Raw genomic sequence first — 21,101 nt, 5'->3', positions numbered from 1 at the left:
ATTACGCGCTTTTTGCCGCAAAAAGTGCTCGGCCAGGTTCGAACGCGTGTGAAATGATCTCTGATCCTTCCGTTTCGATTGCAGTGTTCGGCTGAATTTCGACCCAGCCGTCGCTGTCACCATCCAATGGTTCTGATGAGATGATAATACCATCTTTGCAGCGACGGTAATGCAGGCTCGGCGCGTACCGATCCGAAGCATAACGCGCTGCAAATATACGTTCTCCATCTGACCAGCAGGCCGCGAACCTAAGATAGGGTAACACACCGCATCGTCTTGACGCCGCCTCCACTCGCGCGACCGCTCGGGACATTGCTGCTACCGGGTCAGCGTCTAGCCCCTCGCCTTGCGCGATCAGAAAGATCGCTTCGCTTTCTGTTGCGCCAAATCTATACCCATACAGATGTGCCGGGATCATCGCGTCCAGTTCCTGCCGGATCAGATCATGCCCTCCGGCTTGGCCATTGTGCATAAAGCTCCATGCACCGACCCCAAAAGGATGACAGTTGTTCCGAGACGTGGCTGTCCCGGTCGAAGCCCGAACGTGGGCCAGGAAAAGGCGCGATCTGGTATGATGGGTCAATTGCTTGAGGTTTGCGTCCGACCAGGCTGGGTGTGTATCTTTATAAAAACATGGCGTCTCACGATCAGAATACCACGCAAGCCCAAATCCATCGGCATTTACGGGCGTCTTCCCGATCAGCGCGTTGCGGCTCTGAATGACAAGAGATTGCTCTTGATCCAGAACCAATTCATCAAGATACCGCTGCTCGCCGACCCAAGCCAGAAACCGACACATCTGTTCGCCTATTCAAAAATTTCAGATGTGGCTGGTATATCAACTCATTGTGTAGTTTTTTTCCCAAATTTCCAACTTTTTTGGAATTTCTTCTATCAAATGACAACCAGAGTTCACATTTGGCAATCAATTACTCCGGTCGCACCGGATAACGATCGCCCTTTTGATCAATCAGGATCAGTCGTTCGCCGCTGCGCACATACAAATCGCAGCGGTCGAACCCGTTTCTGTACTGGATGCAGACGCTGCCATCCTCGGCGATCGAATAGGTGCCAAAGGCGGATTCGCCGCTGGCATAGGTGTAAGAGTAGGCTCCGCCGACTGAGAAACTGGACTGCCCATCATCATAAAAGGTCAGTGTGCGCCCGGCCAGCGCCTCCAGTTCTGTTGGCGTCAGGGGAACATCTCCGGGTTTGGTTGGCCATTCCGCCGCCCATACCGGGCTTGCGATCAGCAGGATAAGGATCAAAAGACGGGTCATACCAACACCCTACCCCGAGTGGTGATGAAAAGGGCATAACGTTGCAGTGATGGGTCAAGCGACCATCTGCTCGGCCTTTTTCAGATCGACCGAGACCAGTTGACTGACGCCCTGTTCCTGCATGGTCACGCCGAACAAACGATCCATCCGCGCCATCGTCACCGCGTGGTGGGTGATGATCAGGAAACGTGTATCGGTTTGGCGGCACATCTCATCCAGCAGGTCGCAGAACCGAGTGACATTGGCATCGTCAAGCGGCGCGTCGACCTCATCCAGCACGCAGATCGGGGCCGGATTGGCGAGGAAGACGCCAAAAATCAAGGCCGTCGCTGTCAAGGTCTGTTCACCGCCCGACAATAGGCTGAGCGTCGACAGTTTCTTACCCGGCGGCTGGCACATGATCTCAAGCCCGGCATCCAGCGGATCGTCGCTTTCGACCATAACTAAATTGGCCTCGCCACCGCCGAAGAGGTGCTTGAACAGCATGGCAAAGTTTGAGTTCACCTGTTCAAACGCGGTCAACAGACGTTCGCGGCCTTCGCGGTTGAGGCTGGCGATACCAGAGCGCAGGGCTTTGATTGCCTCTTCCAAATCCGCCTTTTCGCTGTTCAGTGTGTCAAACTCTTCCTGAACTTCTTTGGCATCTTCTTCAGCGCGCAGGTTCACCGCACCCATCGCATCGCGCTGGCGCTTGTGACGGTTCACTTCGGCCTCAAGCGCGTCGGCGGCAGGCATCTGATCGGGGTTCACGTCTAACTGATTCAGCAACTGGTTCGGGGTCAGCTGCTGATCTTCAGCAATCCGTTCTGCCGTTGCAGTCACGCTTTCCTTGGCGGCATCACAACGTGCTTCTGCCGCCGCGCGGGATTCGCGTGCTTCCGAAGCCTGACGTTCCGCATCCCGTTCGGCCAGCACCACTTCGCGCTGCTGGGTTTCGGCTTCGGCCAACTTATCGGCGGCCTCGGCGCGACGGGCCTCGGCGGTTTCAATCAGCTCGTTCAGCTCCTCGCGGGCTTCGGCGATCTCGCTGGGCGCTGCCATCGCTTCGGACAGCTCTTCTTCCGAACTTTCCTTGCGTTCGGCCAGTTCTGATATCCGTTTTTCCGCCGTTTCCAGACGATGCTTCCAACCGCTGAGGTCTTTTGTGACCTCTTGCGAACGTCGCGTGCGGGCCTCGCCCTCGCGGCGCAATTCATCATGGGACGAGCGATGGGTCAGCATAGTGATCCGCGCAGCCTCAACCGTCTGTTTGATATCTTCGACCTGCGCGCGGGCGGTGTCGAGATCGCCCAGACCGGTCAACGCACCCTCGGCCTCGCGCAGCAGCGCGCGGGCGGACATGGCGTCCTCTTTGTGGCGATCCACGGCCAGCGACAGGGTCTCAAGCTTGCCTTGCGCCAGATTGCGGTCAGCTTCGGCGCGGCTGAGCGCGCGAGCGGTTTCGGCCATACGCTGATCGGCGGCGCGGCGGGCATCGCGGGCGCGGCGGTCCGCTTCAGTGACATCAGCCAGTTGCTGCGACAACGCCTCATGCGCGGCGCGGGCACCTTCGGCCTGTGCCTCGGTGCGGGTCAGCTCCTGTTTCAGCGCCTCCAGCTTATTGAGCTGCTCCAGCCGCAGGGCAGCGGCGCTTGGTGCATCCTCAGCCCAGGCGCGGAACCCGTCCCACCGCCACAAATCGCCGGACCGGGACACCAGACGCTGCCCCGGCTTCAGCGAAGCCTGCAAACGCGCACCCTGATCCGCATCAACCAGACCAATCTGCGCGATCCGACGGCTCAGGCGATCCGGGCCAGACACATGCAGCGCCAGCGGTTCAACCCCATCCGGCAATGGCTGATCAGCATCATAGCCCGCTACCTGCACCCAACCCGATGGACCGTCCCCTTCGACCAGTGGGGCACGCAGATCATCGGCCAGTGCAGCTCCGAGTGCCTTTTCGTAACCGGGTTCGACGCGTAGCAGGTCAAGAACCTGACCGCCTTCGGCTGTGTCGCGTTCCACCAGCTTTGCCAGCGCTGAGGTTTCGGCACGGATCGCGCCCAGTTCGCCCTCGGCCTCAGACCGTTGTGCGCGGGCCTCAGCCTCACGCGCTTGCGTATCATTGCGCAGCTCATCCGCTGCGGCCAGCGCTTCCTCGGCGGCCTCAGCCGCCTCGCGGGCTTCTTCCTCGCCCTCTTGCGCAGTCTCAAACGCGTCGCTTGCGTTGGTCAAAGCTTCGCGCGCCTCATCCACGGCGCTGCGGGCCTTTTCCTCTTCGGCCTCGGATCGAGTCAACGTCTTGCGGCTGTCTTCAACCAGACGCTGCGCCGATTGGTGGCGGGCGACCAAGCGCGCCATATCCTCGGTTTCCTGCGACAGATGATCTTCGCGGTCCTGCAACACTGACGCCGCTTCACGCGCGATTTCGGCAGCCTCGGCCACCTTATCCTCGTGCCCTTCGGCCGCCTTGGCCAATTCGCGCGCTTCCCATTCCAGACGTTCGATCATCTGGCCGGCATCGCGATTCAGGCCGGTTTCGCGTTCTATATCGTTGCCTAATTGCTGAATACGGTTGGTCAGCGTCTCAATGGTCTGGCGGGCGCGAGTTTCCTGATCCGACAGGGCATCACGTTGTACCTGCTGGCGTTGCAGGACGGCGGCGGCGATGGCTTCTTCTTCGCGCAGAGGTGGCAGGGTCTCTTCGATTTCGGCACGTTTGGTGGCGGCCGCGCGGGCTTCGGCCTCGGCCCGCGACGCCTCGGTGATCCGTTCGCGCAGCTTTTCTTCGGCCTGCTGGCGGGCCATGTCTGCCTCTTTCCAGCGACGATAGAGCAACATGCCTTCGGCCTGGCGCAGTTGCTCGCCAATCTCGCGATAGCGCGCGGCCTGACGGGCCTGGCGCGCCAGTTGCGCAAGCTGACCGCCCAGTTGTTCAAGCACATCGTCGACGCGGGTCAGATTGGATTCAGTGCCCTTCAACTTCAATTCGGCTTCGTGCCGACGTTGATAAAGACCCGAGATACCTGCGGCCTCTTCCAGAATGCGGCGGCGGGCGCGGGGTTTGGCGTTGATAAGTTCGGCAATGCGGTTCTGCCCAACAAGCGCAGGTGAATGCGCACCTGTCGAAGCATCGGCGAACAGCATCTGAACATCTCTCGCCCGCACGTCCTTGCCATTGGTCTTATAGGCGCTGCCCACGTCGCGGGTGATGCGACGCACGATCTCAAGCTGATCCGCGTCGTTGAACCCTGACGGTGCCAGCCGTTCCGAGTTGTCCATGGTCAGGACAACTTCGGCAAAGTTACGGGCTGGGCGCGTCGCGGCGCCTGCAAAAATCACATCCTCCATCGCGCCGCCACGCATGGATTTGGGGCGGTTTTCCCCCATCACCCAACGCAGAGCTTCCAGAAGGTTGGACTTGCCGCAGCCATTCGGGCCCACCACACCGGTCAACCCATCCGCAATGATCAGATCGGTCGGATCAACAAAGCTTTTGAAGCCGGTAAGTTTGAGTTTGCTAAAGCGCAAAGGCAATGAGTCCTGTGATTCCTATGTGAAGGAAGTCTGCGCAACGGATGGGGGCTGAGTCAACGAAGTTGCGCAGGATATGGGATATCACCCCGACTTATCCACAATATCTTGCCGAAATGCGCAGGAATACGCGTATCTCAGTACGGCGTACACTCGAACACCTGAAAGCCGTACTCCTTCCCGATATCCTCATAAACACCATAATCGACGCATTCGTAATTCGGTGTCGAGATGGCGGTCAGCAACAGACGTTCCCCCGCCTCGTGGTCACAGCCCAGCACACCAACGGTCACCGCGGCGTCGCCCAGTACATCCAGGATTGGACAGCCCGAAACCTGCGCCATGGCCAGCCCCGCCCGATCTTTGATCGGCCCCAGACGCGGGGCGTATTGGGTGTTGATCCGCACGGCCTCGGCCAGATCCCCGCGCACGCGTACGTCAAAGACACTGCCGTTCACGGCGATGCGGGTTGCAGGGATATCCCGGAAATAGGGGGTGCCGGCCGAACAGGCGGCCAGCACCGATAGGAGGAACAGATACCGGATCATGCGGCCAGCATTGCCGCAATATGGTTAACAGAACCTTTCCTGCATTTAGGTTCGCAGGACGTCGCCCAACCGGCGGATACCCTCGCGGATTGTTGCCTCATCCGAATTCGAAAAGCTCAGACGGATAGTATTGGCCCCGGTTTCGTCCGGGAAAAACGCCTGGCCCGGAACAAATGCCACCTTCACAGTCTCAAGCGCTTTGGCCAGCAGGTCAGCCCCGCTGAGGCCCTTGGGCAGGGTCACCCAAATGAACATGCCACCCTCGGGCTTGGTCCAGTCCACCCCACCGGGCATATGTTCGCGCAATGCGCTGAGCATCGCATCGCGTCGTGCGCCGTAAACGCGGCGCAACATGGGGATGTGCGTATCAAAGCAGGCACGCGCCACTTCGTTGATAGCCATTTGGTTGATCGTCGCGGAATGCAAGTCAGCCGCTTGTTTCATCAACACCAGCTGCGAGATCACCGGCTTGGCCGCCACGACCCATCCCACCCGCAGACCCGGAGACAAAGTTTTCGAGAAGCTGCCACAATAAATCGTCCTGCAGTTTTCGATCGACCCTTTGCGCGCCAATTCCAACGCCAGAACTGGCGGAATTGCTTCCCCATCATAGCGCAGGGCCTGATAGGCGCCGTCTTCGATCACAGCGCAGTTCAATTCGTCCGCCAGATCGAGCAGGGATTCGCGGCCGCGCAGGTCTACAGTTTCTCCGGTCGGGTTGGCAAAGTCAGGCGACAGATACGCAAATTTAACAGCCCCCTCACCCGCTGCGGCAGCGTATTCAGCCGCCCTGCGGTTGCCGTTGATGCCAAGCCGGTCAAAGCGCGGTTCATAAGCATTGAACGCGGCCAATGCCCCCAGATAGGTGGGCCATCCGACCAGTGCTGTATCACCCGGCGACAGATACAACTTGCCCAAGTAGTCTAGTGCCTGCTGCGAACCCGACGTGATCAGGATGTTATCAAGCCCGCAGTCGATCCCGATCTGGCGCATGTGATCGACTAGCCATTCCCGCAGCGGGACATAGCCCTCGCTGACGGAATATTGCAGCGCCTGATCTCTTAGTTCAGTGCCCAGTGCGTTCTGGAACGCAGCGGCAAAACCCTCTGCCGGAAACAACGCTGGATCCGGAATTCCTCCCGCGAAGGAAATAATGCCCGGCTGGTCCAACAGCTTGAGCAATTCGCGTATCTCGGACGCCTTCATCCGCTTTGTTCGCGTGGCAAACAGGTCTTTGGTCGACATTGGTCTCCTCCCCTACCTCGCAGCGCAGACTAAGCGTGATTTATTTAATGTCAATCATTCTGACCTAATATTTCGAACCAACATTCACCTGTTCTTGAACCGGTCAATATTACGTGGTCATATGATTTGACCAATTTCGGAAAAGCCGACATGCCCTTTCAAAAAGTCCAGACTGAAAAGCTGTCCATCGCAGTGGTGAAACAGATCGAATTGCTGATCCTGCGTGGCATCCTGCGCCCAGGCGAGCGGCTTCCGGCGGAACGCGAGTTGGCAGAGCGGCTGGGCGTATCGCGCCCCTCGTTGCGCGAAGCGATCTCGGAATTGCAGGATCAGGGGTTGCTGACCGCCAAGGCCGGGTCCGGTATCTATGTGGCCGAGGTTCTGGGCTCTGCCTTTTCCCCGGCGCTGGTTCGGCTGTTCAGCAGCCACGAAGAAGCGGTGTTCGACTATCTGTCTTTCCGCCGCGATCTAGAAGGGTTGGCGGCCGAGCGTGCCGCACGGCTGGGATCAGACAGCGATTTGAAAGTGGTTCAGGCGATTTTCGACAAGATGCAGGCTGCGCATGCGCGCAATGCCCCTCAGGACGAGGCACAATTGGATGCGCAATTCCACATGGCCATCATCGAGGCCAGCCACAACGTAGTTATGCTGCATATGATGCGGTCGATGTACGACCTGCTGCAACAGGGCGTGTTCTACAATCGTCAGATGATGTTTCAGCAGCGCACAACGCGTGGTGCCATTCTGGACCAGCACCGCGCGATCAACACAGCCCTGCAGGCACGCGACCCCGATGCAGCCCGCGATGCAGTCCAGCAGCATCTGAACTATGTCCAGAGCTGTATGGAAGATCACCAGAAAGCCCTGCGAAACGAAGCCATCGCACAGCAACGGCTGCAGCATGAGACTGGTCAAACCTGAAGAGGCGCGCGAGGTATCAGTGCAGCGTCCAACTGTCGTGGCTCAAATCCGAACACAAAAAGTTCATAATTTATTACGCAATTTCTGCTGGTTATCTGCTGGATATTGACCCGTAGCCAAACCAATTAGACAGGCAAGTCGCGAACCTTAACCGTCGCTGAAACCCTGGTGTCTGACATGATCCTTTTCAAACCCGGGCAACGCCCAAAAACGAACCCCTGCCTGATCGTGGCCAGCAACGGTCGATCCGGTAGCACGCTCATGTTTGATGCTTTGTGGAAGGCGCAAAAGCGGCGGCGTGTGTGGCCCAAGCCCAAGGCGACCTTTGAAATGGAGCTGGCACAGGCCGAATTGCATCAGGGAAACCTTGTCAAAACACATGATTTTCCCGGCGTGCTGAGAGGTCGTGACAACGTCAAGGTCTTGTTCTGCTATGGCCCGACAAAAGACTCGGCGCTTTCGGTCTATTCCGTGCTTGGTCGCTATGGTCGCGACTGGATCCGCCAGCATTTCGAACATCTTCACGCCAAAGGAACTTTTGAGGATCTGTTCAAATATGACGTTCTCAACCAAGCAGAGCAGATGAAGCAATGGGCCACGTTCGAAAACGTGCCTGTCCTGTGCCTGAGCTATGATGCCATCTGGCGCAGACAGAGCGAAGTTGCCGATTTTCTGGAGTTGAACTTTTCCCTGCCCGAAAGAATAGAACGCGCAAAGAAATCCATACCCGATGAGATTCTAGATCAAGCGTCGGCGGTTTACGATCCCATCGACGCTGTACTGAGCGAACTACCGGAACTGTTTGTCGCCTCAGCCAAATATGCGGACATTCTGAACCGGCTCCCAAGTCAACGCTCAGCGGCTTGATCTTCGCATCGTAAGAAAGAAAAAACCCGGCTCTGAGGCCGGGTTTTTCAATTTCATCATGTGAAGATCTTAATGCAGCTTTTCGCCCACATCGGCAATTGCAGCGTCGATCAGCTTGTTCGCCTGCGTCGCCGTCATCTGCTTGGCCAGAACCGCATTTGCCGCCGAAACAGCAACAGTAATCGCCTGATCACGCACCTCTTTAACTGCCGAAGCCTCGGCCGATGCGATCTGATCCTGTGCAGCGGCCAGACGGCGCGCAATGGATTTTTCCAGATCGGCCTTGGCCTGTTCGGCCGCCAGCGCGGCGTCGTCTTTTGCAGCCGCCACAATCGCGTCTGCCTGCGTTTGAACTTCGCGTTGCTTGCGCTCGTATGAGGCCAGCAGGGTGCGGGCTTCTTCGTGCAGGGCACGGGCTTCATCCAACTCGGACTTGATGCCTTCGGCGCGATTATCCAGCGCGCCACCGATCATGCCCGGCACCTTGAAATAGAACAGGACCGCGATGAAGACGATAAAGCCCAACAGGACCACAAAGTCGGTGTTGCCAAGCGAGAAGAACGGGCCGCTTGCGGCCAGCGCGGGGCTGGCAGCGCCAAAGGTCAGGATAAGGGCAAGAGTGTTCCGCATGTCGCTTATCCTTTCATCTGCGCGTCAACAGCACCGTCAATGGCTTTGGCATCCGCCTCACCACCCAGTGCAGTAACCAGTTCAGCCGCCGTGTCCTTGGCAACCACTTGAATGCTTTCCAGCGCACCTGCACGGATATCGGCGATCGCCTTTTCCGATTCAGCCGCCTTTGCAGCGATTTCCGCGTCCGCCTTGGCGATCGCGTCATCCAGACCAGCCTGAATTTCGGCGCGTGCTTCGGCAGCGATACGCTGCGCCTCAGAACGGGCATCGGCCAGCGCCTTGTTATAGGCTTCTTCGGCCTCGACCGCTTTGGCCTTCAGATCTTCGGCCGCAGCCAGGTCATTTGTAATGGTCCCCTGACGTTCAGCCAGGATTGCCGCGATGCGCGGCAAGGCCACGCGGGACAGGACCAGAAAGATGACGACCAGCGTGATGACCAGCCAGAAAATCTGGTTGGGGAACCAATCAAAGCAGAGCTGCGGCATCCCGATGGCCGAGCCATGGGAGTCTACGCATTTGCCAACTACTTCTTCGGCAATAGGTTCAGTCGCCATGTTGTCCTCCGTCGGAACGTTGTCTTTACAACAGGCGGGCCGCTATGGCTTGGGCCCACCTGCGCGTAAGGATCAGGTTCCGCAGATTATACGGCGAACATCAGCAGCAGCGAGACCAGGAATGCGAAGATCCCCAGGGCTTCTGCGAATGCGATACCGATGAACAGGGTTGCGGTCTGCGAAGCAGCCGCCGAAGGGTTGCGCAGGGCGCCGGCCAGGAAGTTGCCTGCAACGTTGCCCACCCCGATTGCGGCTGCGCCGGAACCGATTGCTGCCAGGCCTGCGCCGATGTGTGCGAGATCGCCTTCCATGATGTTTCTCCTTACGAATTGGAAGTTTCGATGTTGGGGTATCAGACCTTAGTGCGACGGATGCAGCGCATCTTTCAGATAGACACAGGTCAGAATGGTGAAAACGTAGGCCTGGATAAAGGACACAAGGACCTCGAGGCCATACATTGCGGTGATCGCCAGAACAGACACGGGCGAGATCACGGCGATCGCGGCAAAGCCTGCGAACACCTTGATAACCGCGTGGCCCGCCATGACGTTACCAGCAAGACGAATGGAGTGGCTGACAGGGCGTACGAAGTACGAAATCAGCTCGATGATCGCCAGAACCGGACGCAGGGCCAGCGGTGCGCTGGAGACCCAGAACAGACCCAGAAACGCGGCACCGTTCTTGACGAAACCCAGAACAGTCACGGTCAGGAACACGGCCAACGCCAGCGGGATGGTCACGGCGAAATGCGATGTGGTGGTAAAGGACGTCGGGATCATGCCCAGGAAGTTTGCGCAGACGATGAACATGAACAGGGTCATGACATAGGGGAAGTACTTAACGCCTTCCTTGCCGCAGATGTCTTCCAACATCTTGTAGATGAAACCATAGGCCAGTTCAGCCACCGACTGCATCCGGGTCGGAACAATCGCGCGTTTCGAAGTGCTGAGAACCAGCAGAGCAAAGATCGCGGCAATCGCCAGGAACATCCACAGGGTCACGTTGGTGGGCGTGTACCATGCAATTGCACCGTCACCGAAAAGCGGTTTGACGATGAACTGATCCATCGGGTGGAAAACCAGGCTGCTGCCTTCTGCTGCGGTGGTCTCAGTCGCCACGTTCAGTCCCTTTCGTCTCGGTCGGCCTGATCGTTGGCCGCCATCTGTTTCTCTTGAACCTCTTTGGCGCTGCGGAGCATTACTTTTACTCCGGCGACGAGGCCCAGCAATGTGAACAGCACCAGAAAGATCGGGATCGTCCCGAGCAGGCTGTCCAGCCCGTATCCGATGCCAAATCCGATCCCCAGACCGGATACCATTTCGATGACCATCCTCCAGGCAAGCTCGCCCCCGGACACGTCAGCATCTGCACGAGGCTTTGGCTGCTTCGCCTTTTTCGCCGCCTCGATCTTCGCCTCCAGCTGCGCCATACGCTGCTTTTGGTCATCATCGGTCACGGGCGTTTCCCTCGCACAGTCTTGGGTAGGGTGCTAAGGGGCAAGGCGCACAGAGTCAACGGCGTTGAGCAACCGAATTGCCGCAGCTTAAATTATTGATTTTAAGCGTTTTTCACCCAACTTCAGCCAAGGCAAAACCTGCGCAAGCGCAGCGGCTTCAACCAAAACCCCTGAATCCGCATATTCAACCAAATGGTTGACCAAACTCGAAGGCTGTGGTTGAGCGAAGGCATGTCCAATGATCTCGACACCGTATTCGCAGCTCTCGCCGACCCCACGCGCCGCGCCATTCTGGCGATGCTGCTTGAGGATGATATGGCCGTGACCGATGTGGCAGAACCGTTCGAGATGTCATTGGCCGCAATCTCGAAACATCTGGTGATCCTGACCAAGGCTGGATTGATCAGCCAGGAAAAACGCGGACGGGTAAAGTGGTGCAAGCTGGAACCTGACGCTTTGCGCACGGCGTCGGTCTGGATGCAAGGCTTTGGACAGTTCGAGCCCGTCAATCTGGACGCGTTCGAACGGTTTCTGGAAATTGAACTGCCTGCGGCTGACGATCCCTAGATTTAGCGCACGACGAAAACCGAAACCTTGGCGTGGTTAGCCAGGTACCCAGCATGGCTTGAAAAGATATAGTCCGTGATCCGCGGGGCGTGAGTTCCCACAACAATCAGGTCAGCACCAATTTCCTCGGCGGCGCGCATCAGGTCACCATCAACCTCAGCTGCAACATCGACCGAGTGAATATTGCGGTATGCGACTTCTGTCCCGCCGCTCTTGGCCAGTTCATCGGCGAAACCCTGCAATTCTTCGTTGACTGCTGCGTCCGTCTGAACCGGGTCACCAGGTTGAGTTCCGGTCACACTGACTACGGTTATCTTCGCATCCTGCCACTTGGCAACTTCAGCAGCGACATCGGCGGCTTTGCGAACCTCGGGGGGAAGATGCAAGTCAACTGGGAACATAATGTGAGTATACATGACGAATTCCTCCTTGGTCCCAAGCATAAGGTTATTCGCATGTATCGACATTGATCTACCTCAACGGGCGTGCTGAACCCTGACGGCCACTAACCTTCTTGGCTGTATTGTACACCCGTGATGACACCGAACGGATCAGACATGCACAACCATGGTGCCTGCGCCCCTGCGACCGACAAGGTTGTCACCGACCCTGTCGGCTCGGACCGGGTGGAAATGGCGTTCACGTCCTTGGGGCCAACCCCCGTTTCGGCGGAAACAAGCGCTTCACAACTGCCCTGCAAATCCGTTTCTGAAACCGCATTGCCCATGGACTTTTGCGTACAGGCCGACAGCCCCACCGCCGCGATCAGATAAAGTGCTGGTCTCATTGGTTATTGCCCCTGTTTTGCCTGCGACCAACGCTCGCACAATCTGACGGGAATACAAGCGTCATTCGGGCACGGGCTTGGATGATGCGCGCGGCTGACCCTCGACCTTTAACAAGAGTACAAGCGCCACGACGGTCAGAATTGCACCCACAAACACCAGTAAGCCTGGGGGCTTCTGACCCAATGCAACCTCCCACAGGATCACCCAGCTGGGCGTCAGATAGGTGTAAGCCATCACTTTGGCCGAAGGCAGCCGCAGGGTTGCGAATTGCACCAGAACAAAGCTGGCCGCTGTGGCAAAGATCGAGACATAGAGCAATCCGACCCAAACAATCAACGGCAGGTTGGCCCAGTTGGTCGCGCGAATCTCGGCCCAACCATACAACGTCAGCAACACGCAGCCCGCGACCAGAGTACCAAAGGTGAACACCACCGCCGGCTCACCTCGGTTCAGCTTGCGCACCATGGGCGTGTAGATCGCATGCGCCAAACAGCCCCAGAAATAGATGATCTCACCGCCACCGATCTCGAACGCCATAAAGGCCCGCCAGTCGGCCCGGAATATGACCCAAAGCGCGCCCACTGCGCCAACTGACAGGGCAAAAGCCATTCTTGGCGTGGTGACCTGCCGCAGCAACACCCACCCTGCAACCGCTGACATCACCGGCGTCAGCGTGAACACTGCCGCTGCACTGACCGGGGGCGCGGTCTTCAATCCATGGAACATCAGCACGAAATAGCTGGCGAACAATCCGCCCAAGACCAGATAACGCCAGGGTGCCTGCGCCGCACTTCGAGGCAAGCCGGTCGTCAGAAGCGCCGCAACGCCGATCACAACTGATGCGATCAGAAAACGGGCTGCCGTGATTGCTTCGGGCGCGATCTGGTTGGCGATCAGTGACCCCAGCGAAAAACTACCCGCCACCAGAGCCGAAAAAACCAGCATGGCCAGATGGCCCTGGGCCTGAGGGCTCACGCCGACCAACCTTTGGATTGCTCTTTCAGATAGGTCAGGAAACTCTGAACCTTGGTGGTGCGGTGCAGGTCCACATGGGTCACAAGCCACAGGTTCCCGAACCATTCGGGCAGCGGCTCTATCACCTCGATCAGACTAGGGTCACGGCCCGCCTCCCAACGAGCCATGAAGCCGATCCCAGCCCCGGACATAACCGCCTCGCGGTTGCAGAAATTATTGGTACAGCGAAATATGATGTTTTCGGCCGGTACGGTCTTGCGCAACCAGCGCGAAAACGGAGCGCGGCTGTTTTCATCGTCGGCACCAACGAAGAAATGGTTTCTAAGGTCCTCGACACTCTTGGGCTGACCGTGACGCTCCACATATGCTGTACTGGCATAAAGCCCGACTTCCTGATCGATAAACGGCTGCACCACATTGTCCGGTTGATCAGGGGCCGAACCCGCCCGGATCGCCACATGCGCTTCGCCATATTCCAGACGAAACAGGCGATCCCCAGTCAGATAGCGCACGATCAAGCCCGGGTGCAGGCGTTGGAATTCACTAAGTACCGGAACCACCAAAGGCGCCAGTGAGGACAGAGACGTTACAACCAACTCCCCCGAGACATCGTCCCCCCGCCCCTTCATTCGCCCGACCAGTTGGTTGAACTGATCCTCGGTCGCTTGTGCCACACGCAACAGATCATCCCCGGCTTCGGTCGGCGTGTAACCACGCGCATGACGCTGGAACAGTTTGACACCCAGCCGTGCCTCGATCGCGTCGATATGGCGGATCACGGTGGCATGATGCACGCCCAAAACCTCGGCCGCGCCGCTGACGGTCCCCATACGGGCAACCTGATAAGCGGTTCTTACTTCGTCCCAATTGTCCACGGCATTACCTCAGGTGTGCAAATTCCAACAGTCAGTGTTGATATATCCGAGTTTTGTTCATTCTCGCAATATCCATATTGGCCGCAGACGAAAATCCTATCAGAAGGACCAAGTGAAATGACCAAGACCATCCTGCATATCGACGCCTCGGCCCGCCGTGAAGGTTCAGCTACCCGCGATCTGTCGAACCGTATCGTCAACCATCTGGGTGCTGCACGCATTATCCGCCGTGATCTGGCCTCCCCCCTGCCCCTGCTGACCGAGGACTGGATCAGCGCCAACTTCACCCCCGCCGATCAGCGCAATGATGCGCAACGCAAACATCTGGCGCTGTCCGATGCCCTGGTGGGTGAGCTGCAACAGGCCGACACCATCGTAATCGGTCTGCCGATCTATAACTTTTCGGTGCCTGCCGCATTCAAAGCCTGGATTGATCTAGTTGCCCGCGTCGGCCTGACATTCTCGTATACTGAGAACGGCCCAGTGGGACTGCTGACAGACAAACGCGTGGTTCTGGCCATCGCCTCGGGCGGCACTGCCGTTGGGTCCGAGATCGATTTTGCCACCAACTATGTGCGTCACGTTCTGGGCTTTATTGGCATCACCAATGTCGACGTGGTCGCCGCCGACAAAATGGCGCTGGACGCCGAGGCCGCGCTGAACAACGCCCACAAGGCGGTAACTGAGCTGGCGGCCTGATCGCCTCTGGTCTTTATACGCTGAAACGTCCAGTCTTCTTCCCGAACGGGAATTGGCAGGCTGGGCGTTAGTTATGAAAAAGATCGGAATTCTGGGCGGAGTGGGCTGGGCCTCGACCGTGGATTATTACCGGGCGATTGCCCAGGGCGCGGGCCGGTATTTTGCTGACCTCGGTCACGGCTCGCCACTACCCATCCCGCCCATGACCATTGAATCCGTCACACAGGCCAAAACCCGCGCCCTGCGCGGTGTGGCAGGGGATGAGGCCAGCTGGGTCGAATTCGACGCCGTCTTCCGCGAGGCCCTTTTGACGTTGGAACGCGCAGGCTGCGATTTCGGTATCATCGCCTCGAACACGCCACACGCAAGGCTGCACGCGATCCGGCAAGGCGTGGCGATGCCAATTCTGAGCATTTTTGACGCAACCGCCGAAGCCACTGCCTCTGCCGGAGCATCAAGCGCGCTGGTTCTGGGGACGGCGGTGACCATGCAGGCGACTGACTATGCCGATCGGCTGGCCAAAGAGGGCATCACGGCCAACGACCGCCTGCCGGAACCCGAGATTGCCGAGATGCAGGCCATGATCGACAGCGAATTCTACGGCGGCGCGTCGGACACGGCCCGCACACGACTACTGACTTTTTGCAACAAACATGCCACCCCCGGCACCGCTATCCTCCTGGCCTGCACCGAGTTACCCCTGGCCTTTCCTGATCATCTGGACGATCCGGTTTTCAAGTCCGACGGACACCTGTTCATCAACCCGTCCGCAGCGCATGTCGAGGCGGCTTTGAAAGAGGCGCTGGAGGGTTGATCAGGGCAACCAGGTCACTTCACAGCCGATCCGGTCAAAGAACGCCATCAGATCGGCGCGCGTCATTACTACGGTACGGTCGTTCACCAGCGGGTGCATGTTGATCACGTCTGAATTCTGCGCCGCACTATCCATAAAGAACCGCACTTCGTTCTGAACCCCATTGATCATCGCCAGTGGGCTGACCGCGCCGGGCCGGATACCGAGGTTCTGCATCAGTCGATCCGCCGAACCGAAGGACAGGTTCCCGACACCCAACTCCGCACCCAGGGCTTTAAGGTCAATCTCGCGGCTCTGTTCCAGCGTCACCAGATAGTTCCGCTTTTTCTTGTCACGCAGGTACAGGTTTTTGAGCCGCAGCGTATTTTCTCCGGGCACCAGAAACTGATCCTCAACCCCTTTCGCATCCTCGACCGTGCGCAACGGGATATGGCTGTGCAACCGATAGGCCAGCCCCCAATCGCCCAACTGCGTCAGCAGCGCGTCAGAGCTGAGCGGCAATGTATCTTGAAAGGCAGATGATGCGTCCATGGGAACCTCCTATGTAACGAGCTCTTCGCGCAACATGGAACAAGATTCAAGGCACGACAGACCCGCGACACAGTGCTAGCGTGCCGCCATGAAAGTCACGCGCAATACACCGAACCAACTGATCCTGTCCGATACCCCATGGTTCATAGGCATCACACTTGTCTTATTTATTCTAATCTTTGTCGGCCTCGGTCTCTTCTTGATGACCGAGGGGGGCGAGGCCATCCTGTTCGGCCTGATATTCGCCCTCGGCGGCGGAGGGTTAGGATTTGGGGCCTTCTGCGCTTTTGTACGGCGCGTTCAGGTCATTCTGGACCGGGACAAAGACAGCATCGTGATCCGCAGGCATTCGGTTTTTGGCTATGATGCCGTCGAACACATGCTGTCGAACCTGTCCCATGCCGAGATTGAAACAACGATTTCGCGCAGCAACAAGGGCTCATCTACGCTGTATCGCCCCGTACTCATACTGGACAAAGGCATGAGCGCGGGTCGGCACCCCATTGTTGAGGCCTATTCCAGTGGGCGCGGCGCGCATCGGCTGGTGGATGCCGTCAATGAATGGCTTCCGGCACGCAAGGTTGACTCTGCCAGCCAATCGGCCTAAATCGCCGCCAACATCCGGAAGCATCTGATCTTCCGGTCCCTTGAGTCGTTCAGGGATCGCCCCCCACCAGCGAGTTTCGCCCGTGGGGGCAATGCCATTTGGCATTACCCCCACGTCTAATTCAGTGGGAGGGGGCAATTGTGCATTTAACCGGTGTTTCTTATCTAAGAGGCGCCACGAGATAACCGGCTAAGGAGGCCGAAGGCATGTTTGAAAATCTATCCGAACGCCTTTCCGGCGTCTTTGACCGGCTGACCAAGCAGGGCGCCCTGTCCGAGGAAGACGTCAAGACCGCCCTGCGTGAGGTTCGGGTTGCGCTGCTTGAGGCTGACGTCTCGCTGCCGGTTGCCCGTGAATTCGTCAAGAAGGTTCAAAGCCAGGCCACCGGTCAGGCGGTCACCAAGTCGATCACCCCAGGTCAGCAGGTCGTCAAGATCGTGCATGATACGCTGGTCGACGTGCTGCGCGGCGAGGAAGACCCCGGTGCGCTGAAGATCGACAACCCGCCTGCCCCGATCCTGATGGTCGGTCTGCAGGGTTCGGGTAAGACGACCACCACCGGTAAACTCGCCAAACGCCTGAAAGAGAAAGAGGGCAAGAAGGTCCTTATGGCCTCGCTGGACGTCTATCGCCCGGCGGCGATGGATCAGCTGGCCGTTCTGGGCACACAGGTCGGCGTCGATACCCTGCCGATCGTCCCTGGCCAAAAACCGGTCGACATTGCCAAGCGCGCCAAGCAACAGGCGACGCTGGGTGGCTATGACGTCTATATGCTCGACACCGCGGGCCGTCTGCATATCGACGAAGTCCTGATGGACGAGGTCGAGCAGGTGCGCAACGCGGTAGACCCGCGCGAAACGCTGCTGGTGGTCGACGGCCTGACCGGCCAGGTCGCTGTTGAGGTCGCCGAAGAATTCGATGCCAAGGTCGGCATCTCCGGCGTAGTTCTGACCCGGATGGACGGTGACGGACGTGGTGGTGCGGCGCTGTCGATGCGCGCGGTCACCGGCAAGCCGATCCGCTTTGTCGGCTTGGGCGAAAAGATGGACGCCCTCGAAACCTTTGAGCCGGACCGGATCGCTGGTCGTATTCTGGGAATGGGCGACATCGTTGCTCTGGTCGAAAAGGCCCAGGAAACGATGGAGATGGAACAGACCGAGCGCATGATGAAGCGCATGGTCAAAGGTCAGTTCAACATGAACGACCTGAAAATGCAGCTGGAGCAGATGATCCAGATGGGTGGCATGCAGGGCATGATGGGCATGATGCCGGGCATGAACAAGATGGCCAAGCAGATGGATCAGGCCGGTCTGGACGACAAAATCCTGCGCCAGCAGATCGCCCTGATCCAGTCGATGACCAAACGCGAACGTGCCAACCCGCAACTGTTGCAGGCCAGCCGCAAGAAGCGGATTGCCGCCGGTTCCGGTATGGAGGTCAGCGACCTCAACAAACTGCTCAAGATGCACCGGCAGATGTCGGACATGATGAAAAAGATGGGCAAGATGGGTAAAGGCAAGATGCTGAAACAAGCCATGAAGGGCATGTTCGGCAAAGGTGGCCCGTCGCCCGAGGAAATGGCCGCAGGTATGGACCCCAAGGCGCTGGAACAGGCGGCCAAGGCAATGGGTGGCAAAATGCCCGGCATGCCCGGTATGGGTGGCGGCATGGGTCTGCCTCCGGGTCTCAGCGGGTTCGGAAAGAAAAAGTGACCCCAGCACGCTGCACCCAGCCCCCGTCCGGCAAGGCGGCGATGGCAGCAGCGCAGAATCGCGCGGCCCTGCCGGTCCTTAAGACCCGGCGGCTGGTTCTGCGCGCACCCACTTTGGACGACCTGCCAGTGTGGACGTCGATCTGCAAAGAGAGCTTTGGCGACACCAATCAGGACGCCTGGACCGAGTTCTCCTACTATACCTCCGGCTGGCTGTTGCACGGACATGGTCTGTTCACCGTCACACTGAAAGAGGATGCTCAGGTCATTGGCTTTGTCATTCTGGGTCTCGAATGGGACGATCAGGAGCCCGAGCTTGGTTACCTGTTCCGCGCGGATCACAGACTGCAGGGTTACGCCACCGAGGCGTGCTCAGCTGTTCGCGATTTCGGTTTTGACCTGTTGGGATCTGGGCAATTCGTAAGCTATGTATCGGCTTCAAATGCCCGTTCGAATGCGTTGGCACAACGTCTGGGTGCATCGCGCGACGCAGTTGCCGAACGTGCATTTGATGCAGACCAGCATGTCTGGCGCTATGGCGAGGTGCCGGCATGAAACTTGCTCTGGCCATACCGACTCTGGAAACCGAACGTCTGATCCTGCGCGCACCATCTGAAACTGATCTGGACGCGGACGCCGCATTCTTTGCCAGCGATGCTGCGAAGCATGTCGGCGGACCTCTGCGTCGGGATGAAGTGTGGCGGATCATTGCCATGCATTTTGGCCATTGGGCTCTGCGTGGTTATGGATATTGGAGCGTCGACGAAAAAGACTCTGGCAACTATGTCGGGCGGATCGGCCTTTGGTTCCCCGAAGGTTGGCCCGAGCCCGAGGTCGGTTGGACCCTGATGAATCATGCGACCGGAAAGGGCTATGCGACCGAGGCCGCTCTGGCCGCGCGCGCCCATGCCTATGACCTATTGGGCTGGGACACGGCGATTTCACTGATCGACCCGGAAAACCACGCCAGCAAGGCCGTGGCCAAACGGCTGGGCGCTAAGCTCGACTATCACTACGAACACCCGAAATTCGGCGCGACCGAAATCTGGCGCCACCCTGCCCCCGCCGATCTGGTGAATGGCGGCATGGAGGCCTACGCATGACCCACATCGCTTTGCCCGCAAAGAGGAACGGCCAATGACCAACCCCGTGACACAGGCTGCCGCGCTGTTGAAAGAGCATCGCGAAAGCATCGACCGGCTGGACGCGATCCTTGTCTATACGCTGGGCGAGCGGTTCAAGCACACGCAGGCTGTTGGCAAGCTCAAGGCCGCACACGACCTTCCCCCGTCCGATCCTTCGCGCGAGGCTGCGCAGATCGCACGATTAGAAGACCTGGCGAAAGAGGCCGATCTAGACCCCGACTTCGCCAAGGCTTTCCTGAATTTCATCATTCAGGAAGTCATCCGACACCACAAGAAACACCAGAATTAACCGGAAACGATCCCGGTAAACGCCATCCAAAGGAGATACCACCATGGCAATGAAAATTCGTCTCGCCCGCGGCGGCTCGAAAAAACGTCCATTCTACCGCATCGTGGCTGCTGACAGCCGCATGCCTCGCGACGGTCGTTTCATCGAGAAACTGGGCACCTACAACCCGCTGCTGCCGAAAGACAGCGAAGAGCGCGTGAAAATGAACATGGAGCGCATCCAGTACTGGCTGGATCAGGGCGCACAGCCCACCGACCGTATCGCGCGCATGCTGGAAGCCGCTGGCACCCGTGACAAAGCCGAGCGTAACAACCCCAACAAGGGGACCCCGGGCAAGAAAGCTCAGGAACGCGCGGAAGAGAAAGCTGCAAAGGCTGCTGAAGCTGCCGAAGCAGCTGCTGCACCGGCTGAAGAAGCAGCAGCAGAAGAATAAGCAGGCGAGCGCGTGCAGGATCAGACTTTCACTGACGATTTCCGCACGCAGTTCGATCTGTTGATGCGGCTCCGGCGCGATGTGCGCCGGTTCCGCACCGATGCGATAGACGAGGCAGTGCTGACGCGCTGCCTCGACGCGTTTCGACTGGCCCCTTCGGTGGGGCTTAGCGAACCCTGGCGTGTGATCCGCGTCGAAAGCGAAGCCGCGCGTGCCGCGGCGCTTGAGAATTTCCAAACCGCCAACGCGCAGGCGTTGGACGGTTACTCCGGCGAAAAAGCGCATCTTTACAGCCAGTTGAAACTGTCCGGCATGCAAGAAGCCCCGGTACAATTGGCCGTGTTCTGCGATGATGCCACCGATAAGGGGCAAGGTCTGGGTGCCGGAACCATGCCCGAGATGCGGCGCTATTCTGTTGTGTCGGCCGTTACCCTGTTCTGGCTCACCTTGCGGGCCGAAGGGCTGGGGCTGGGCTGGGTGTCGATCCTGGACCCAGACAGGCTGGCCCGTGACTTGAACGTGTCGGACGACTGGCGGCTGATCGGCTATTTCTGCGTCGGGCAGCCGGAAGAGTTTTCCGACACCCCCGAATTGGAACGTGTTGGCTGGGAAAGCCGCCACGACACGCTGCCGATTGAGGTTCGCTAAGA

Annotated in this window: 27 protein-coding genes; 12 read left to right on the top strand and 15 right to left on the bottom strand. The window is 58.4% G+C overall.

The features are described from left to right. Window position 1: 1 nt before the first annotated feature. The 5 genes from ACR0JB_RS13965 to ACR0JB_RS13945 form a co-directional block, all read right to left on the bottom strand. Window positions 2–799 carry a class II glutamine amidotransferase gene (locus ACR0JB_RS13965; RefSeq protein WP_170350346.1) on the bottom strand — a complete coding sequence of 266 codons (798 nt, stop codon included), beginning with the start codon at window positions 797–799 and terminating at the stop codon, window positions 2–4. A gap of 130 nt (window positions 800–929) precedes the next feature. Next, the gene (locus tag ACR0JB_RS13960; RefSeq protein WP_170398631.1) at window positions 930–1,280 is read right to left on the bottom strand and encodes a hypothetical protein; all 351 of its coding nucleotides are present in this window, start codon (window positions 1,278–1,280) and stop codon (window positions 930–932) included. A gap of 54 nt (window positions 1,281–1,334) precedes the next feature. Further along, entirely contained in the window at window positions 1,335–4,790 is a 3,456-nt protein-coding gene (locus ACR0JB_RS13955) for a chromosome segregation SMC family protein (RefSeq protein WP_170507376.1), read from the bottom strand. 140 nt (window positions 4,791–4,930) lie between these two features. Beyond that, a complete protein-coding gene (locus ACR0JB_RS13950) occupies window positions 4,931–5,341 on the bottom strand; it encodes a hypothetical protein (RefSeq protein ID WP_170398626.1) in 411 nt (136 codons plus the stop codon). A gap of 45 nt (window positions 5,342–5,386) precedes the next feature. Beyond that, window positions 5,387–6,586: an aminotransferase-like domain-containing protein gene (locus tag ACR0JB_RS13945; protein ID WP_170507373.1), complete on the bottom strand. Its 1,200-nt coding sequence runs from the start codon at window positions 6,584–6,586 to the stop codon at window positions 5,387–5,389. Between the two features lie 150 nt (window positions 6,587–6,736). Between ACR0JB_RS13945 and ACR0JB_RS13940 the strand changes: the two genes are divergently transcribed. Continuing rightward, on the top strand, window positions 6,737–7,507 hold the full coding sequence (locus ACR0JB_RS13940; protein WP_170507370.1) for a FadR/GntR family transcriptional regulator: 771 nt from the start codon (window positions 6,737–6,739) through the stop codon (window positions 7,505–7,507). A gap of 177 nt (window positions 7,508–7,684) precedes the next feature. Further along, the gene (locus ACR0JB_RS13935; protein WP_170507367.1) at window positions 7,685–8,374 is read left to right on the top strand and encodes a hypothetical protein; all 690 of its coding nucleotides are present in this window, start codon (window positions 7,685–7,687) and stop codon (window positions 8,372–8,374) included. 69 nt (window positions 8,375–8,443) lie between these two features. Here the strand turns inward: ACR0JB_RS13935 and ACR0JB_RS13930 are convergent, their stop codons facing one another. From ACR0JB_RS13930 to ACR0JB_RS13910, 5 genes are all read right to left on the bottom strand, one after another. After that, complete coding sequence (locus ACR0JB_RS13930) at window positions 8,444–9,004, bottom strand: F0F1 ATP synthase subunit B (RefSeq protein ID WP_170350339.1); 561 nt, start codon at window positions 9,002–9,004, stop codon at window positions 8,444–8,446. Window positions 9,005–9,009: 5 nt separating this feature from the next. After that, complete coding sequence (locus ACR0JB_RS13925) at window positions 9,010–9,561, bottom strand: F0F1 ATP synthase subunit B' (protein ID WP_170350338.1); 552 nt, start codon at window positions 9,559–9,561, stop codon at window positions 9,010–9,012. A gap of 86 nt (window positions 9,562–9,647) precedes the next feature. Then, window positions 9,648–9,872 (bottom strand): F0F1 ATP synthase subunit C, encoded by a 225-nt coding sequence (locus ACR0JB_RS13920; protein ID WP_005981269.1) that lies wholly within the window; start codon window positions 9,870–9,872, stop codon window positions 9,648–9,650. Between the two features lie 48 nt (window positions 9,873–9,920). Continuing rightward, complete coding sequence (locus ACR0JB_RS13915) at window positions 9,921–10,679, bottom strand: F0F1 ATP synthase subunit A (protein WP_170350337.1); 759 nt, start codon at window positions 10,677–10,679, stop codon at window positions 9,921–9,923. Between the two features lie 2 nt (window positions 10,680–10,681). Then, window positions 10,682–11,017: an AtpZ/AtpI family protein gene (locus ACR0JB_RS13910; RefSeq protein WP_170398618.1), complete on the bottom strand. Its 336-nt coding sequence runs from the start codon at window positions 11,015–11,017 to the stop codon at window positions 10,682–10,684. Window positions 11,018–11,248: 231 nt separating this feature from the next. Here ACR0JB_RS13910 and ACR0JB_RS13905 point away from each other — a divergent pair, with 231 nt between their 5' ends. Beyond that, window positions 11,249–11,584 (top strand): ArsR/SmtB family transcription factor, encoded by a 336-nt coding sequence (locus ACR0JB_RS13905; protein ID WP_170350335.1) that lies wholly within the window; start codon window positions 11,249–11,251, stop codon window positions 11,582–11,584. A 2-nt stretch (window positions 11,585–11,586) separates the two neighbouring features. Here the strand turns inward: ACR0JB_RS13905 and ACR0JB_RS13900 are convergent, their stop codons facing one another. From ACR0JB_RS13900 to ACR0JB_RS13885, 4 genes are all read right to left on the bottom strand, one after another. Next, window positions 11,587–12,000, bottom strand: coding sequence for a universal stress protein (locus ACR0JB_RS13900; RefSeq protein ID WP_170359981.1), 414 nt, complete (start codon window positions 11,998–12,000; stop codon window positions 11,587–11,589). Between the two features lie 89 nt (window positions 12,001–12,089). Next, the gene (locus ACR0JB_RS13895; protein WP_170377465.1) at window positions 12,090–12,371 is read right to left on the bottom strand and encodes a hypothetical protein; all 282 of its coding nucleotides are present in this window, start codon (window positions 12,369–12,371) and stop codon (window positions 12,090–12,092) included. A 61-nt stretch (window positions 12,372–12,432) separates the two neighbouring features. Then, on the bottom strand, window positions 12,433–13,347 hold the full coding sequence (locus tag ACR0JB_RS13890) for a DMT family transporter (RefSeq protein ID WP_170398615.1): 915 nt from the start codon (window positions 13,345–13,347) through the stop codon (window positions 12,433–12,435). Beyond that, window positions 13,344–14,222, bottom strand: coding sequence for a LysR family transcriptional regulator (locus ACR0JB_RS13885; RefSeq protein WP_170359977.1), 879 nt, complete (start codon window positions 14,220–14,222; stop codon window positions 13,344–13,346). The genes ACR0JB_RS13890 and ACR0JB_RS13885 overlap by 4 nt, the downstream gene beginning before the upstream one ends. A gap of 117 nt (window positions 14,223–14,339) precedes the next feature. Between ACR0JB_RS13885 and ACR0JB_RS13880 the strand changes: the two genes are divergently transcribed. After that, complete coding sequence (locus tag ACR0JB_RS13880) at window positions 14,340–14,921, top strand: FMN-dependent NADH-azoreductase (RefSeq protein WP_170350331.1); 582 nt, start codon at window positions 14,340–14,342, stop codon at window positions 14,919–14,921. 73 nt (window positions 14,922–14,994) lie between these two features. Next, window positions 14,995–15,735 (top strand): aspartate/glutamate racemase family protein, encoded by a 741-nt coding sequence (locus ACR0JB_RS13875; RefSeq protein ID WP_480789999.1) that lies wholly within the window; start codon window positions 14,995–14,997, stop codon window positions 15,733–15,735. Here ACR0JB_RS13875 and ACR0JB_RS13870 read toward each other — a convergent pair whose 3' ends face one another. Next, a complete protein-coding gene (locus tag ACR0JB_RS13870) occupies window positions 15,736–16,266 on the bottom strand; it encodes a prolyl-tRNA synthetase associated domain-containing protein (protein ID WP_170350329.1) in 531 nt (176 codons plus the stop codon). An 88-nt stretch (window positions 16,267–16,354) separates the two neighbouring features. Between ACR0JB_RS13870 and ACR0JB_RS13865 the strand changes: the two genes are divergently transcribed. The 7 genes from ACR0JB_RS13865 (at window position 16,355) to bluB (ending at window position 21,099) form a co-directional block, all read left to right on the top strand. Then, window positions 16,355–16,873, top strand: coding sequence for a hypothetical protein (locus ACR0JB_RS13865; RefSeq protein WP_170350328.1), 519 nt, complete (start codon window positions 16,355–16,357; stop codon window positions 16,871–16,873). Between the two features lie 206 nt (window positions 16,874–17,079). Then, window positions 17,080–18,585 (top strand): signal recognition particle protein, encoded by a 1,506-nt coding sequence (gene ffh, locus ACR0JB_RS13860; RefSeq protein ID WP_170359970.1) that lies wholly within the window; start codon window positions 17,080–17,082, stop codon window positions 18,583–18,585. Further along, a complete protein-coding gene (locus ACR0JB_RS13855) occupies window positions 18,582–19,139 on the top strand; it encodes a GNAT family N-acetyltransferase (protein WP_170398602.1) in 558 nt (185 codons plus the stop codon). Before ffh ends, ACR0JB_RS13855 begins: the two co-directional genes overlap by 4 nt. Beyond that, window positions 19,136–19,687 (top strand): GNAT family N-acetyltransferase, encoded by a 552-nt coding sequence (locus ACR0JB_RS13850; RefSeq protein ID WP_170398599.1) that lies wholly within the window; start codon window positions 19,136–19,138, stop codon window positions 19,685–19,687. The genes ACR0JB_RS13855 and ACR0JB_RS13850 overlap by 4 nt, the downstream gene beginning before the upstream one ends. A gap of 34 nt (window positions 19,688–19,721) precedes the next feature. Beyond that, a complete protein-coding gene (locus ACR0JB_RS13845) occupies window positions 19,722–20,018 on the top strand; it encodes a chorismate mutase (protein ID WP_170350324.1) in 297 nt (98 codons plus the stop codon). Window positions 20,019–20,061: 43 nt separating this feature from the next. Continuing rightward, complete coding sequence (rpsP, locus tag ACR0JB_RS13840; protein ID WP_170350323.1) at window positions 20,062–20,451, top strand: 30S ribosomal protein S16; 390 nt, start codon at window positions 20,062–20,064, stop codon at window positions 20,449–20,451. Between the two features lie 12 nt (window positions 20,452–20,463). Continuing rightward, the gene (gene bluB, locus ACR0JB_RS13835) at window positions 20,464–21,099 is read left to right on the top strand and encodes a 5,6-dimethylbenzimidazole synthase (RefSeq protein ID WP_170398597.1); all 636 of its coding nucleotides are present in this window, start codon (window positions 20,464–20,466) and stop codon (window positions 21,097–21,099) included. Window positions 21,100–21,101 lie beyond the last annotated feature (2 nt).

This window comes from Ruegeria sp. BI7 (genome assembly GCF_056537925.1).
This window is presented reverse-complemented; position numbering and strand designations above follow the sequence as displayed.